The sequence below is a fragment of the Streptomyces sp. genome, assembly GCF_035563135.1.
In the GTDB taxonomy this organism is placed as follows: Bacteria; Actinomycetota; Actinomycetes; order Streptomycetales; family Streptomycetaceae; genus Streptomyces.
In genome coordinates this window covers 1-15,436 of sequence record NZ_DATMVN010000164.1, presented here as the reverse complement: position 1 = coordinate 15,436, position 15,436 = coordinate 1, and the positions used below count along the sequence as shown (strand labels likewise).

Annotated in this window: 10 protein-coding genes; 8 read left to right on the top strand and 2 right to left on the bottom strand. The window is 70.4% G+C overall.

What is annotated here, in order from left to right; genetic code table 11:
* A partial coding sequence (locus tag VN520_RS07040; protein WP_325745982.1) for a GTPase occupies positions 1-559 on the top strand: 559 nt, incomplete at its 5' end.
* Between the two features lie 394 nt (positions 560-953).
* Here the strand turns inward: VN520_RS07040 and VN520_RS07035 are convergent.
* A complete protein-coding gene (locus VN520_RS07035) occupies positions 954-2,165 on the bottom strand; it encodes a hypothetical protein (RefSeq protein WP_325745981.1) in 1,212 nt (403 codons plus the stop codon).
* A gap of 338 nt (positions 2,166-2,503) precedes the next feature.
* On the opposite strand from VN520_RS07035, the gene VN520_RS07030 reads away from it, so the two are divergent.
* The 5 genes from VN520_RS07030 to VN520_RS07010 are packed head-to-tail and all read left to right on the top strand — an operon-like array spanning position 2,504 to position 10,529.
* Positions 2,504-3,895: a diaminobutyrate--2-oxoglutarate transaminase family protein gene (locus VN520_RS07030; protein ID WP_325745980.1), complete on the top strand. Its 1,392-nt coding sequence runs from the start codon at positions 2,504-2,506 to the stop codon at positions 3,893-3,895.
* Between the two features lie 28 nt (positions 3,896-3,923).
* Positions 3,924-5,843, top strand: coding sequence for an IucA/IucC family protein (locus VN520_RS07025; protein ID WP_325745979.1), 1,920 nt, complete (start codon positions 3,924-3,926; stop codon positions 5,841-5,843).
* A gap of 31 nt (positions 5,844-5,874) precedes the next feature.
* Positions 5,875-6,594 (top strand): GNAT family N-acetyltransferase, encoded by a 720-nt coding sequence (locus VN520_RS07020; protein ID WP_325745978.1) that lies wholly within the window; start codon positions 5,875-5,877, stop codon positions 6,592-6,594.
* A gap of 60 nt (positions 6,595-6,654) precedes the next feature.
* The gene (locus tag VN520_RS07015; protein ID WP_325745977.1) at positions 6,655-8,511 is read left to right on the top strand and encodes an IucA/IucC family siderophore biosynthesis protein; all 1,857 of its coding nucleotides are present in this window, start codon (positions 6,655-6,657) and stop codon (positions 8,509-8,511) included.
* Between the two features lie 50 nt (positions 8,512-8,561).
* Positions 8,562-10,529, top strand: coding sequence for an ATP-dependent DNA helicase (locus VN520_RS07010; RefSeq protein WP_325745976.1), 1,968 nt, complete (start codon positions 8,562-8,564; stop codon positions 10,527-10,529).
* A 187-nt stretch (positions 10,530-10,716) separates the two neighbouring features.
* Here VN520_RS07010 and lexA read toward each other — a convergent pair whose 3' ends face one another.
* Positions 10,717-11,514 carry a transcriptional repressor LexA gene (gene lexA, locus VN520_RS07005; protein WP_325745975.1) on the bottom strand — a complete coding sequence of 266 codons (798 nt, stop codon included), beginning with the start codon at positions 11,512-11,514 and terminating at the stop codon, positions 10,717-10,719.
* Positions 11,515-12,050: 536 nt separating this feature from the next.
* Here lexA and nrdR point away from each other — a divergent pair.
* Together nrdR and VN520_RS06995 are read left to right on the top strand one after the other, a co-directional pair.
* Positions 12,051-12,566 (top strand): transcriptional regulator NrdR, encoded by a 516-nt coding sequence (nrdR, locus tag VN520_RS07000; RefSeq protein ID WP_325745974.1) that lies wholly within the window; start codon positions 12,051-12,053, stop codon positions 12,564-12,566.
* Between the two features lie 155 nt (positions 12,567-12,721).
* Positions 12,722-15,436, top strand: a 2,715-nt coding sequence (locus tag VN520_RS06995; RefSeq protein WP_325745973.1) for a vitamin B12-dependent ribonucleotide reductase, incomplete at its 3' end; no start/stop codon positions are given.

Here is a 15,436-nt window from a genome sequence, read left to right as displayed (position 1 = left end):
GACGGTGCGCCGGGCCGAGACCCCGAGCGGCCGGACCTACACCCTGGCCGACACCGTCGGATTCGTGCGGCACCTTCCCCACCACCTGGTGGAGGCGTTCCGCTCCACCATGGAGGAGGTCGGCGACTCCGACCTGATCCTGCATGTGGTGGACGGCTCCCACCCGGTACCGGAGGAGCAGCTCGCAGCGGTGCGTCAGGTGATCCGGGAGGTCGGCGCGGTCGACGTACCCGAGATCGTCGTGATCAACAAGGCGGACGCGGCGGACCCGCTCGTGCTGCAGCGTCTGCTGCGCACGGAGAAGCACGCGATCGCGGTGTCGGCGCGGACCGGCGCGGGCATCGACGAGCTGCTCGCACTCGTCGACACCGAGCTGCCGCGGCCGTCCGTGGAGATCGAGGCACTCGTGCCCTACACCCAGGGCGGGCTCGTCTCACGGGTGTACGCCGAGGGCGAGGTGATCTCCGAGGAGCACACGCCGGAGGGCACGCTGCTCAAGGCGCGGGTCCACGAGCAGCTCGGAGCCGACCTGGCGGTGTTCACCCCGGTGACCCACTGACACGGTGACCGCACGCGGGTAGTCGCACAGGAGGCCGGGTTCCCCTCGCAGAGGGGAGCCCGGCCTCCTCGCGTGGCTGCCGGCCCGCGGACTTCTCACTCATCACCGCGAAGATGCCCCGGGCACAGCACATCACGGAGCCCTCGGGGGAGCCGAAGAAGACCTTGCCGGCCGGGACCGCGTGCGCGTGGTACGGAAGTTCCCCGGGCCGGGTCTCCACCGGTGCGGGCGCCGGGCCGCTGACTCCCTGAGCGGCCTCCTGCCGCCATGGTCTTCGCCGGGCCCTCGGCAGACGCCGTCCGGCCGGGCCCGCCAGGGCATGCGCCGACGGCGCCCCACGACACCGCGGGCCCCGGCCGGCTGCTCGCCGTACCGGGGCCCGACGTGCGCGGTCCTACCGTCCCGCGTACTTCTTGCTGACGGCCTCGTAGATGCCCTTGGCTTCCTCGCCCAGGCGAGGGCCGGCCAGCCAGCCCGCCGTGACCGGACCGATGGAGGTGTTGGAGACCAGTGCGGGCTTGCCGTCCTGGCCGTCCGCGACCCAGCCGCCGCCGGAGGAGCCGCCGGTCATGGTGCAGCCGATGCGGTACATGGTCGGCTGCTGCTCGAAGACGGTGAGGCGGCCCGGTCCGTCGGTGCACCGGAGCGCCTTCTGGCCGTCGAACGGCGGGGCCGCCGGGTAACCGGTCGCCGTCATGCTGTCGATCTCAGGGACGGCCGGGGCGTCGAACTCGACGGGGAGGGCCGAACCGACCGTCTCCTCCAGGGACTTGCCCGTCGAGCCCTTCTCCGGAGTCACCTGCAGCACGGCGAAGTCGTACGGAGCGCCCTGCCCGCCGGTCGCGGCGCCCTGGTCGATCCACTGCTCGGAGGTCTGCGCCCACTGCCCCCACCACACGCCGTACGGAGCGACCTCCTCCTTGGACGCGTTCTGCAGCTCCGCCGTCGACATGCCGCTGTCGTTGTACGAGGGGACGAAGGCGATGTTGCGGTACCAGCCGCCGTTCTTGCCCGCGTGCACGCAATGCCCGGCGGTCCAGACCATGTTGGACCTGCCCGGGTGGGCCGGGTCCTGCACCACGGTCGCCGAGCAGACCATCGAACCGTCGGGGCCGTCGAACAGGAGCTTTCCGGACTCAGGCGCGCTCTCGTGGTACGGCGTCCGCAGGTTCGCCGCCTCGACCGGTGCCGGGGCCGGGTCCGTCACGCCCTCGTCACCGGAGATGTCGTTGACGACCGGGTTCTCCGGGGGCTTGTCGGCCTCCCGCATCCGGTCCGGGTTCCAGAGGTCCTCGATGACGGGGTTGACGTAGTCCTTGGCCTCACGCAGCCAGGTGTCCTTGTCCCAGTTCCTCCACTCGCCGTTCCTCCACTTGTCGAGGTCGATCCCGTGCTCCTTGAGCCGGTCCTTGAGATCGTCCGGGATCACCACCTTCCCGTCGGAGGACCGGCCGGCGGAGCTGCTCGGCTCGCTGACCGCCCCGTCCTCCTCCGGGCCGCAGGCGGTGGCGGTGAGCGTCAGGACAGCGGCGAGGGCGGCTGCGGCGAACACCCGGGGGGCGCGACGGGCGCTCCCCCCGCGGCGTGCGGTGTCGGTCGGGCGCATGGGTCGCATCTGGTGATCCCCCTGGGACTTCGTCACTGACTTCGGTACTGCACTGCGGACCCGGGGTGCGTGGCACGGGCCTGCGGACCACGGCGCACACCCTCGGAGCGGCGGCTCCGTCCTGAGTGCGGCCCCTACTATGCCGGTGCCGAAGGGGACGGCCTGCGGCAGGGCCGTGGTTCCGCATGCGCAAGGATCTTCCGATTTACCCGTGATCTCCCGCCTTCTGTGTCGTTGGTACGTACGGGGGAGCCCCGGACGGCGTTCATCGGCGTGGCCCGCCCCCGGGGACCGCCCGATGCGCGACGCAACTGTTACAGCAGGAGGACCGAGAAGCCGTGGCCGTGACCGAACCAGCTCCGGTGGCACTCCCGTCCGTGCACGAAGGGATCCTGCGGCGTCAGGCGCTGCGCGAATCGGCGGCCCGCACCTATGCGCGGTCCCTGCCGATCGTCCCGGTGCGCGCGCGGGGCATGACCATCGAGGGTGCGGACGGCCGGCGCTATCTCGACTGTCTCTCGGGGGCGGGCACCCTGGCCCTCGGCCACAACCACCCCGTGGTGCTGGAGGCCATCAGGCAGGTCATCGACTCCGGGGCACCGCTGCACGTGCTCGATCTGGCCACGCCCGTCAAGGACGCCTTCACGACCGAGCTGTTCGCCACCCTGCCCCGGGAGCTGGCCGACGACGCCCGGATCCAGTTCTGCGGCCCGGCAGGCACGGACGCCGTCGAGGCGGCGTTCAAGCTGGCCCGGGCGGCGAGCGGACGCAGTGAACTCCTCGCCTTCACCGGCGCGTACCACGGGATGACCGCCGGTGCCCTGGCCGCTTCGGGGGGCGCCCCGGAGGTACGGGTGACACGCCTCCCCTTCCCGCAGGACTACCGCTGCCCCTTCGGAGTGGGCGGGGAGCGGGGCGCGGACATCGCCGCGCGCTGGACGGAGTCCCTCCTGGACGACCCCAAGGGCGGTGTGCCCGCGCCGGCCGCCATGATCGTGGAACCCGTCCAGGGCGAGGGCGGGGTGAATCCCGCCCCCGACGGCTGGATGCGCCGGATGCGGGAGATCACCCAGGAGCGTTCCGTCGCCCTGATCGCGGACGAGGTGCAGACCGGCGTCGGCAGGACCGGCACCTTCTGGGCGGTCGAGCACAGCGGTGTCGTGCCCGACGTGATGGTGCTCTCGAAAGCCATCGGCGGCTCACTGCCGCTCGCGGTGATCGTCTACCGCGCGGAGCTCGACCTCTGGCAGCCGGGCGCCCACGCGGGCACCTTCCGGGGCAACCAGCTCGCCATGGCGGCCGGTGCCGCGACCCTCGCGTACGTACGGGAGAACGGGCTCGCCGAACGCGCGGGGACGCTGGGCGCGCGCATGCTCGCCGGGCTCCGGGCGCTGGGTGCGGACCACCCGGGCATCGGTGACGTCCGGGGCCGCGGTCTGATGATCGGTATCGAGCTCGTCGACCCCGAGGCCGAGCCGGCCACCGTCTCCGTCGACGCCGGCTCCGTCCCGCCGCCCGATCCCGCTCTCGCCGCAGCGGTCCAGCAGGAATGCCTGCGCCGCGGCCTCATCGTCGAACTCGGCGGACGCCACAGCGCCGTGGTCCGGCTGCTCCCTCCCCTCACTCTCACCGACGAACAGGCGGTGGCGGTCGTCGACCGCCTCGCCGACGCGCTGAGAGCGGCCGAGCGCTCTCCGTACCGCCGGGCCGCTGCCGGGCAGACCCGCTGATCCCGGACCCCTCACAAGGAAGACCGCCGTGAACCCCACCCCTGCGCCCGAGGCCGACGGCCCCCTCACCAGCCACCAGCGAGGAAACGACCTGCCGGAGGGCCCCCTCGCCGTCGAATCGACGACCGTGCCGCGCCAGAAGGCCGGTCCGCACGGAAACCCGCGGACCGGGGCGGACACCCTCCCGGACGCCTTCCAGGGCCGTTCCGGTCACACCCACCAGAACCCGCTGGACCATCCGGACCCGCTCCGGGCCGCGGACTCGGCAGGGACGGAGAATCTGCTGCGCTGCTGGGCCAGGGAGAACGATCTGCCCCGCCCGCAGGGGAACACCCTGCGCATTCCGCTCCCCGCGAGCGGCACCGCCCTGATCGTCCCGATCGGTCACTGGTCCGCGACGGGCTGGCACCGCTTCGGTACGCCGGTGTTGGAGAACGCGCCCGCCGGCGCCCCGGGCGTCGACGCCGTCACGGTGGCCGCGCTGCTGAGCCGTGAGAGCGAGCGGAACGCCGGAGTCGATCTGGTGGCCAGGGTGGCCGACTCCGTACGGCACACCGCGGCCTTCATCGCGGACCGGCGCCGCACACCCACCGCGCCCTCCGAGGCCGACCCCTTCCTCACCGCCGAGCAGTCCCTCGTGTTCGGCCACCCCCTGCATCCCACGCCCAAGAGCCGCGAAGGTCTCTCCGAGTCCGAGACGCTGATCTACTCACCCGAGTTGCGCGGCTCCTTCCCGCTCCACTGGATGGCCGTGGACCGCTCCGTGCTGGCCACGGAGTCGTCGTGGACGAAAGCCGGCAGGCCTGTTCCGGCGGAGGCGCTCCTCGCACCCCACGCCGAAGGGCTGAGCCTCCCCGAAGGGAGCACGGCCCTCCCGCTCCACCCCTGGCAGGCCGCAGAGGTCCTGCGCCGCCCCGAGGTGGCCGCGCTGTGCGAGAAGGGCCTCCTCCACGACCTCGGTCCGTACGGGAAGCACTGGTACCCCACCTCCTCCGTCCGGACCGTGCACCGCCCCGGTTCCGACCTCATGCTGAAGCTGTCCCTCGGCGTACGCATCACCAACTCCCGCCGGGAGAACCTCCGCAAGGAACTCCACCGGGGGGCCGAGGTCCACCGGCTGCTGCGCACCGGGCTGGCCGACCGTTGGCGGGAGGCACACCCGGGCTTCGACATCGTGCGGGACCCCGCCTGGCTGGCCGTCGACCACCCGGACGGCAGGCCCGTCCCCGGCCTCGACGTGATGCTCCGCCACAATCCGTTCGGCCCGGCCGACGACGCGGTGTGCATCGCCGGACTCACCGCCCCCCGTCCGTGGCCCGGCCGTCCGGGCACACACTCGCGGCTCGCCGACACGGTCCTGTCACTCGCCGCCCGCACGGGCAGGACGACCGGGGCGGTGGGCGCCGAGTGGTTCCTGCGCTACCTGGACCGCGTCGTCCTGCCCGTCCTCTGGCTGGACGCACACGCGGGCGTCGCCCTGGAGGCCCACCAGCAGAACACGCTCGTCCTTCTCGACCCGGACGGCTGGCCCGTCGGCGGCAGGTACCGCGACAACCAGGGCTACTACTTCCGGGAGTCCCACCGCTCCGCCCTCGAACGCCGACTCCCGGGCATCGGCGCCGTCAGCGACACCTTCGTCTCCGACGCCGTCACCGACGAGCGGCTCGCCTACTACCTCGGCATCAACAACGTGTTCGGTCTGATCGGGGCCTTCGGTGCCCAGCGACTGGCCGACGAACAACTGCTCCTCGCCGCGTTCCGCCGCTTCCTCGAAGGCACCGTCGAGCTGGGCTCCCCCCTGCCCGCCTACCTCCTGGAAACCGGCAAGCTCCGCTGCAAGGCGAACCTGCTGACCCGGATGCAGGGCCTCGACGAACTCGTCGGGCCGGTGGACACCCAGTCCGTGTACGTCACCATCGCCAATCCGCTCCGCAGCGACAAGGCATGACCGTCTGAACCCACGAGAGGAGAGCGCCACGGTGCATCACGCCGATGCCCGCACCGGGACCGGTGCCGTACCGCCCGACGCCACCGGGACCGAGGACACCCTGGAGCTGCGGCTCACCGAGGAGCTCCTCGCCCTGCTCGGTGATGCCCCCGCGTCCGCCGTCGCAGGGGCCGGCCTCTCCGCTCTCGTGGGCGATCCCGGCGCGTGGAGCCCTGTCACCACCTCCGCCGGGTCCTTCCGGCTCGTCCCGGTGGAACCCGAACGCGACCTCGCGGTGATCAGCCGGTGGATGAACGACCCCGCGGTCGCCGCCTTCTGGGAGCTCGCGGGGCCGGCGTCGGTGACCGCCGCCCACCTCCGTCAGCAGCTGGCAGGGGACGGCCGTAGCGTCCCCTGCCTCGGCGTCCTGAGCGGTACACCCATGAGTTACTGGGAGATCTACCGCGCGGACCTGGACCCGCTGGCCCGGCACTACCCGGCACGGCCCCACGACATGGGGGTCCACCTCCTCGTCGGCGGTGTGGGCAGCCGGGGGCGGGGCATCGGCACCGTTCTGCTCAGGGCGGTCTCCGACCTCCTCCTCGACCACCGTCCCCTCTGCGGTCGTGTGGTCGCGGAGCCGGACCTGCGCAACACCCCGTCCGTGTCCGCCTTCCTGAGCGCCGGCTTCCGCTTCAGCGCGGAAGTGGATCTTCCCGAGAAGCGAGCGGCCCTGATGGTCCGTGACCGAGCCCACCGTGAACACCTGTGAACAATTCGCCGCACCGCACAGCCCGCTCGAACCCCATCGGTCCCACCCGGAGGAGTCCCCGTGCCGACATATCCTGCGAGCCATCACCCGGCGGAGCTCCATACGCCGCTCGATACTCCGGAACTCAACCGGACCGCCTGGGACCGGGCAGCGGCGAGGCTTCTCGCCAAGATGCTCGGTGAGTTCGCCTACGAGGAAGTCATCGAGCCCGTACCGAGGGCGGACGACGGGGCCGGGCGGGACGGCTACACCGTGCCGCTGGACGACGGCGCGACCCTGAGCTTCCACGCCCGGCGTGGTGTCTACGGCAGCTGGCGTGTCGACCCCGAGACGGTCCGGGAGGTGGCCGCCTCGGGCACCGGCGACGAGAACGCCGAGGGCACGCCCTTCCGCGACCCGCTGAGCTTCCTCGCCCGCGGGCGCCGGCTCCTCGGCCTCGACGGTGCCACGCTCGGACACCTCATCCGTGAGCTCACCGCCACACTCACCGCCGACGCGCGTCTCGACCACACCGCGCTCCGTGCCGCGCGGCTCGCCGAACTCCCGTACGCCGAGCTCGAAGGCCACCAGACCGGCCACCCCTGGCTCGTGGCGAACAAGGGCCGTCTCGGCTTCTCCGCAGCCGACGCCGCCCGCTTCACCCCGGAAGCCCGGTCGGTCACCGCACTGCCCTGGATCGCCGTCAGCACTCGCATAGCGGGCTACCGGGGAGTGGGCCGCGTCGCCACCCCCGGAGACCTCTACGACCAGGAACTGGACCCCTGCGTCCGGGAATCCTTCGCCGCGATCCTGCGCGGACGGGGCCTCGATCCCGCGGCCTACCTGTTCCTCCCCGTCCATCCGTGGCAGTGGGACGAGTGGATCCTCCCCCTCTTCGCCCCCGCGGTCGCGGACGGCGACATCGTGCCCCTGCACGCGGACGACGACCTCCGGCTGCCGCAGCAGTCCATCCGTACCTTCACCAATGTGGGGCGCCCCGACCGGCACACGGTCAAGCTGCCCCTGTCCATCCTCAACACCCTGGTCTGGCGGGGCCTGCCGACCGAGCGCACGCTCGCCGCCCCGGCCGTCACGGAGTGGGTCCAGGGACTGTGCGACGGTGATCCCTTCCTCAGTGACACCTGCGGCGTCATCCTGCTCGGAGAGGTCGCCTCGGTGGCCGTCGAGCACCCGCTCTACGATCACCTCCCGGAGTCCCCCTACCAGTTCAAGGAGATCCTCGGGGCGATCTGGCGAGAACCCCTCCAGCCGCGCCTCGCACCCGGCGAACGCGCCCGTACGCTGGCCGCACTGCTGCACACGGACCCCCACGGCCGTTCCTTCACCGCCGAGCTCGTCGCCCGCTCGGGACTGACCCCGGACGCCTGGCTGAGCCGGCTCTTCGCCGCGCTGCTGCCCCCGCTGCTGCATTTCCTGTACCGCTACGGCACGGTCTTCTCACCGCACGGCGAGAACGCCATCGTCGTCTTCGACGAGAACGACGTGCCGGTCCGCCTGGCGATCAAGGACTTCGTCGACGACGTGAACGTCAGTGCCCGGCCGCTGCCCGAGCACGACACGATGCCCGCCGGCGTCCGTGCCGTCCTGCTCACGGAGGAGCCCTCCTTCCTCACCCAGTTCATCCACTCCGGGCTCTTCGTGGGAGTCTTCCGGTACCTGTCCCCCCTCTGCGAGGAGCAACTGGGCGTACCGGAGGGTGAATTCTGGTCACTCGTCCGTGCCGAGATCCTGAGGCACCACGCCCGCTTCCCCGACCTCAAGGAGCGGTTCGAGATCTTCGACATGCTGACGCCGACGATCGAGCGCCTGTGTCTCAACCGCAACCGTCTGCACCTGGACGGCTACCGTGACCGGCCGCAGCGCCCTCACGCCGCAGTCCACGGCACCGTCCCCAATCCGCTCCACCCCTCCGCGTGAGTCCGGGACCGATCGATGTTGTCAGTGGGGCGCCGTAGGGTGGACGGGCTATGACGAAGCCATCTCTCCCCGAGCTCCTCCACGCCGCCGTCGCCGCTGTCGGCGGCACGGAACGGCCCGGCCAGGTCTCCATGGCCGAGGCCGTCGCCGAGGCCGTGGACGACAACGCCCATCTGCTCGTCCAGGCCGGCACCGGCACGGGCAAGTCCCTCGGTTACCTGGTGCCGGCGCTGGCCCACGGAGAGCGGGTCGTGGTGGCCACGGCGACGCTGGCCCTCCAGCGCCAGCTGGTGGAGCGGGACCTTCCGCGTACGGTCGAGGCCCTGCATCCGCTGCTGCGCCGTCGGCCGGAGTTCGCGATGCTCAAGGGCCGTTCGAACTACCTCTGTCTGCACCGGCTCCACGAGGGGGCTCCGCAGGACGAGGAGGAGGGGCTCTTCGACCAGTTCGAAGCGGCGGCGCCGTCGAGCAAGCTGGGCCAGGACCTGCTGCGCCTGCGCGACTGGTCGGACGAGACGGAGAGCGGCGACCGGGACGACCTGACACCGGGTGTCTCGGACCGGGCGTGGGCCCAGATCTCCGTCTCCTCGCGTGAGTGCCTCGGCGCCACCAGATGCGCGTACGGCGCCGAGTGCTTCGCGGAGGCCGCCCGGGAGCGGGCCAAGCTGGCCGATGTCGTCGTCACCAACCACGCCCTGCTCGCGATCGACGCGATCGAGGGAGCTCCCGTCCTCCCTGAGCACGAGGTGCTCATCGTCGACGAGGCCCATGAGCTCGTCTCCAGGGTCACCGGGGTGGCCACCGGCGAGCTCACCCCCGGCCAGGTGAACCGGGCGGTGCGCCGCGCGGCGAAGCTGGTCAACGAGAAGGCGGCCGACGCCCTGCTGACCGCGTCGGAGGGATTCGAGCGCGTCATGGAGCTGGCGCTCCCCGGACGCCTCGAAGAGGTGCCGGAAGACCTCGGCTACGCGCTGATGGCCCTGCGTGACGCCGCGCGTACGGTGATCTCCGCCCTCGGTGGCACCCGGGACAAGTCCGTCCAGGACGAGGACGCGGTGCGCAAGCAGGCCATGGCGTCCGTCGAGTCGGTCCACAGCGTCGCGGAGCGCATCACACAGGGCTCCGAGTACGACGTCGTCTGGTACGAGCGCCACGACCGCTTCGGCGCTTCGGTCCGGGTCGCGCCGCTGTCCGTGTCCGGGCTGCTGCGCGAGAAGCTGTTCGCCGACCGCTCGGTGGTGCTGACGTCGGCCACGCTCAAGCTGGGCGGTGATTTCAACGGGGTGGGGGCGTCCCTGGGCCTGGCTCCCGAGGGCACGGCGGGCGACGACAGCCCGCAGTGGAAGGGGCTCGACGTCGGCTCGCCGTTCGACTACCCGAAGCAGGGCATCCTGTACGTCGCACGGCACCTGGCCCTGCCCGGCCGGGAGGGTTCCCGCACCGACATGCTCGATGAGCTCGCCGAGCTGGTGGAGGCTGCGGGCGGCCGCACCCTGGGGCTGTTCTCCTCCATGCGGGCGGCCCAGGCAGCCGCCGAGGAACTGCGCGGCCGGCAGGACAAGCCGATCCTGCTGCAGGGGGAGGAGACACTCGGGGAGCTCATCAAGAACTTCGCGGCGGACCCCGAGACCTGTCTGTTCGGAACGCTGTCCCTCTGGCAGGGCGTCGATGTCCCGGGTCCGAGCTGTCAGCTCGTGGTCATGGACCGGATTCCCTTTCCCCGGCCGGACGACCCTCTGATGAGCGCCCGCCAGAAGGCGGTCGAGGAAGCCGGCGGCAACGGCTTCATGGCGGTGGCGGCGACCCACGCCGCGCTGCTGATGGCGCAGGGCGCCGGCCGGCTCGTGCGGGCCATGGGCGACAAGGGGGTGGTCGCCGTGCTCGACCCCAGGCTGGCCAATGCGCGGTACGGGAGCTATCTCCGCGCCTCACTGCCGGACTTCTGGTACACCACGGACCGTAATCAGGCACGGCGCTCTCTGGCGGCCATCGACGCGGCGGCCAAGGCCGCGCAGTGAGCAGAGGACGGTCCACCGGGGCGCCCCGGGACGTCCCGTCCCAGCGCCTGCCCCGTCCCTGCTTGTCGCAGTGAGTACCCAAGGGGTCGCGGACACGTCAGGACCCCTGGACACGTCAGGACCCCCGGACACGTCAGGACCCCGGGACCGGCGCAGGGGTCCCGGGGCCCAGTCGAACCGGCGGAGTTCATACCCGCCGCAGCACCGCCACGACCTTGCCCAGGATCGTCGCCTCGTCACCGGGGATCGGCTGGTAGGCGGAGTTGTGCGGGAGCAGCCACACATGGCCGTCCTCGCGCTTGAAGCGCTTGACCGTGGCTTCGCCGTCCAGCATGGCTGCCACGATGTCACCGTTCTCCGCGACGGGCTGGCGCCGGACGGTGACCCAGTCCCCGTCCATGATCGCCGCCTCGATCATCGAGTCACCGACGACCTTCAGCACGAAGAGCTCGCCGTCACCGACGAGCTGGCGGGGCAGAGGGAAGACGTCCTCGACGGACTCCTCGGCGAGGATCGGGCCGCCGGCCGCGATCCGGCCGACCAGTGGCACGTACGAGGCTGCCGGCTTTCCGGTGGTGTCGGTCGGCTGTGTGCTGGGCTGGTCCGAGCCCCGCACCTCGTAAGCGCGCGGCCGGTGGGGGTCGCGGCGCAGGAAGCCCTTGCGCTCCAGGGCCATCAACTGGTGGGCGACGGACGAGGTGCTGGACAGCCCCACCGCCTGGCCGATCTCGCGCATCGAGGGAGGATATCCCCGTCGCTGCACGGAATCCCGGATCACCTCGATCACGCGCCGCTGCCTGTCCGTGAGCCCCGAACTGTCCGCCCGGATTCCTGGAGGCCGACCGGGCAAGGAGCGTGCTGCCCGTGTGGGTTCCGGCCCCTCCGCGTTCATCATCGAGTCATTCATGGCATGCACCGGCTCAAGTCGGCCCTGGGAGCGGTGGTCCTGGGCGGTGATGGTCGCGCTGTCTGCGGTGGTGGTCACGTCGGCCCCTCTCGAATGGTCTCCCTGGTTAGGCAACGGTAATAGCTTTCGAAAGGTTGCGCCAAACACACGTTCGAGTGAAAAACAAATAAAGGGCTGTCGTGGAATTACCGAGAGGTGTATGAGCTGATGCGGCGGACCGCCGTCCACAGGCGGCGACCGGGATCACGCTAGCGCTCCGCCGGCCCGTCTCCGGGCGCGGGGTGCATGTCGCCCTGCGTGCCGCGGCAGGCACTGCGACGGGGTGCGTCCAGGTGTTCTGCCGGGTGGCCCCGAGGCCACGGCCGACACCCGTTTCCCGTACCCTCGTGCCGGGCCGTAGGCTGCCCCCGGCTTGTGGGCGCGCGCGACACGCGCGGGGGGAGAGGTAGGGCGAAACCCCTAGATGTAGTGGTTTCCTTGCTGTCGCCGCCCACAAGTAGTGGTCCCCGGTCCGTCGGGGCGAAGTGCATCACCTATGCTTGTGACCGTCCTCAGGGGCCCTGAACAGGGCACGGAGGGCTATTCAGTCGTGCCGTGAAGGAGGGTTCAAAGACATGCACTGCCCCTTCTGCAGGCACCCCGACAGCCGGGTCGTGGACAGTCGCACGACGGACGACGGGACGTCGATCCGACGGCGCCGTCAGTGCCCCGACTGCTCCCGTCGTTTCACGACGGTGGAGACCTGCTCGCTCATGGTGGTCAAGCGCAGCGGCGTGACCGAACCCTTCAGCCGCACCAAGGTCATTTCGGGGGTCCGTAAGGCGTGCCAGGGCCGCCCCGTCACCGAGGACGCCTTGGCGAAGCTCGGTCAGCGGGTCGAGGAGGCGGTGCGGGCCACGGGGAGTGCCGAGCTGACGACACACGATGTGGGGCTGGCCATACTCGGCCCCCTGCAGGAGCTCGATCTCGTCGCGTACCTGCGTTTCGCATCGGTGTACCGGGCGTTCGACTCGCTCGAAGACTTCGAGGCCGCCATCGCGGAACTCCGCGAACAGCGGCCCCGCGCGGAGCGAGGCGGGAGCGGTGGAACCCATGAGGTCCCCGCCCCCGCCACAGCTGCCGCTGATTGACCGAAGACGGCCGGCCGGGATGGCCGATCCGGCGGCAGGCGGCACCAAGACCTGTTCCGGGACGCCGTGCGTGGCGTCCGGAGCATCAGACACACACTGTGCCCTGGGAAGAACTGGGCACTTCAGGGCGTTTTTGCCCATATATGGGAGGCGGCATGACAGAGACGGCGAGCGGCCCGGTACGGGGTTCCCGCACCAAGGGAGCCAAGTCGACTGCGACCAGGCAGGGCCTGCGCATCGAGCGCATCCACACGACTCCCGGCGTGCACCCGTACGACGAAGTCGCGTGGGAGCGCCGTGACGTCGTCATGACCAACTGGCGCGACGGCTCGATCAACTTCGAGCAGCGTGGCGTCGAGTTCCCCGACTTCTGGTCGGTGAACGCGGTCAACATCGTCACCAGCAAGTACTTCCGGGGTGCTGTCGGCACTCCGCAGCGTGAGACCGGCCTGCGGCAGCTGATCGACCGGATCGTGAAGACGTACCGGAAGGCCGGCGAGGACTACAGCTACTTCGCTTCCCCCGCGGACGCCGAGATCTTCGAGCACGAGCTGGCCTATGCCCTCCTGCACCAGATCTTCAGCTTCAACTCGCCGGTCTGGTTCAACGTCGGTACGCCCCAGCCGCAGCAGGTCTCGGCCTGCTTCATCCTGGCCGTCGACGACTCCATGGAGTCGATCCTCGACTGGTACAAGGAAGAGGGCATGATCTTCAAGGGCGGTTCCGGTGCCGGCCTGAACCTGTCCCGCATCCGCTCTTCCAAGGAGCTGCTCTCCTCCGGCGGCAACGCCTCCGGTCCGGTCTCCTTCATGCGCGGTGCCGACGCCTCCGCAGGAACGATCAAGTCGGGCGGCGCCACCCGGCGCGCGGCCAAGATGGTCATCCTCGACGTCGACCACCCCGACATCGAGAACTTCATCGAGACCAAGGTGAAGGAGGAGGAGAAGATCCGCGCCCTGCGTGACGCGGGCTTCGACATGGACCTGGGCGGCGACGACATCACGTCCGTCCAGTACCAGAACGCCAACAACTCGGTCCGCGTGAACGACGAGTTCATGAAGGCCGTGGAGTCCGGCGGGAAGTTCGGTCTGCGTGCCCGGATGACCGGTGAGGTCATCGAGGAGGTCGAGGCCAAGTCCCTCTTCCGCAAGATGGCTGAGGCCGCATGGGCCTGCGCCGACCCCGGCATCCAGTACGACGACACCATCAACCACTGGCACACCTGCCCGGAGTCCGGCCGCATCAACGGCTCGAACCCCTGCAGCGAGTACATGCACCTGGACAACACCTCGTGCAACCTGGCCTCGCTGAACCTGATGAAGTTCCTCAAGGACGACGGCGAGGGCCACCAGTCCTTCCAGGCCGAGCGCTTCGCCAAGGTCGTCGAGCTGGTCATCACCGCGATGGACATCTCGATCTGCTTCGCGGACTTCCCGACCCAGAAGATCGGTGACAACACCCGCGCCTACCGCCAGCTGGGCATCGGCTACGCCAACCTCGGTGCCCTGCTGATGGCCACCGGGCACGCGTACGACAGCGACGGCGGCCGCGCGCTCGCCGGAGCCATCACCTCGCTGATGACCGGCACGTCCTACCGCCGCTCCGCCGAGCTCGCCGCGGTCGTCGGCGCGTACGACGGCTACGCCCGCAACGCCGAGCCGCACCAGCGCGTCATGAAGCAGCACTCGGACGCCAACGCCGTGGCCGTCCGCGTCGACGACCTGGACTCGCCGATCTGGGCGGCCGCCACGGAGGCCTGGCAGGACGTGATCCGCCTCGGCGCGAAGAACGGCTTCCGCAACGCCCAGGCCTCGGTCATCGCCCCGACCGGCACCATCGGTCTCGCGATGTCCTGCGACACCACCGGCCTCGAGCCCGACCTCGCCCTGGTCAAGTTCAAGAAGCTCGTCGGCGGCGGCTCGATGCAGATCGTCAACGGCACGGTCCCGCAGGCCCTGCGCCGTCTCGGCTACCAGGCGGAGCAGATCGAGGCGATCGTCGCCCACATCGCCGACCACGGCAACGTGATCGACGCCCCCGGCCTCAAGACCGAGCACTACGAGGTCTTCGACTGCGCCATGGGCGAGCGTTCCATCTCGGCCATGGGCCACGTCCGGATGATGGCGGCCATCCAGCCGTGGATCTCCGGCGCGCTGTCCAAGACGGTGAACCTGCCGGAGACGGCCACCGTCGAGGACGTCGAGGAGGTCTACTTCGAGGCGTGGAAGATGGGCGTGAAGGCGCTCGCGATCTACCGTGACAACTGCAAGGTCGGCCAGCCCCTCTCCGCGAAGACCAAGGAGAAGGAGAAGGCTGCGGTCACCGCCAAGGCCGAGGACACCATTCGTACGGCCGTCGAGAAGGTCATCGAGTACCGCCCGGTCCGCAAGCGTCTGCCCAAGGGCCGGCCCGGCATCACCACCTCCTTCACGGTGGGCGGCGCCGAGGGCTACATGACCGCCAACTCCTACCCGGACGACGGTCTCGGCGAGGTCTTCCTGAAGATGTCCAAGCAGGGCTCCACCCTCGCGGGCATGATGGACGCCTTCTCGATCGCGGTCTCGGTCGGTCTGCAGTACGGCGTGCCGCTGGAGACCTACGTCTCCAAGTTCACCAACCTGCGGTTCGAGCCGGCCGGGCTCACCGACGACCCGGACGTGCGGATGGCGCAGTCGATCATGGACTACATCTTCCGTCGCCTGGCGCTGGACTACATGCCGTTCGAAGAGCGGTCGATGCTCGGGATCTACTCCGCCGAGGAGCGGCAGCGCCAGCTCGAGACGGGCTCCTACGAGTCGGTCGAAGAGGTTGAGCAGGTCTCCGAGGCCGAGTCCCTCAAGGACCACGAGCGTGACGCGGTGGTCGAGCCT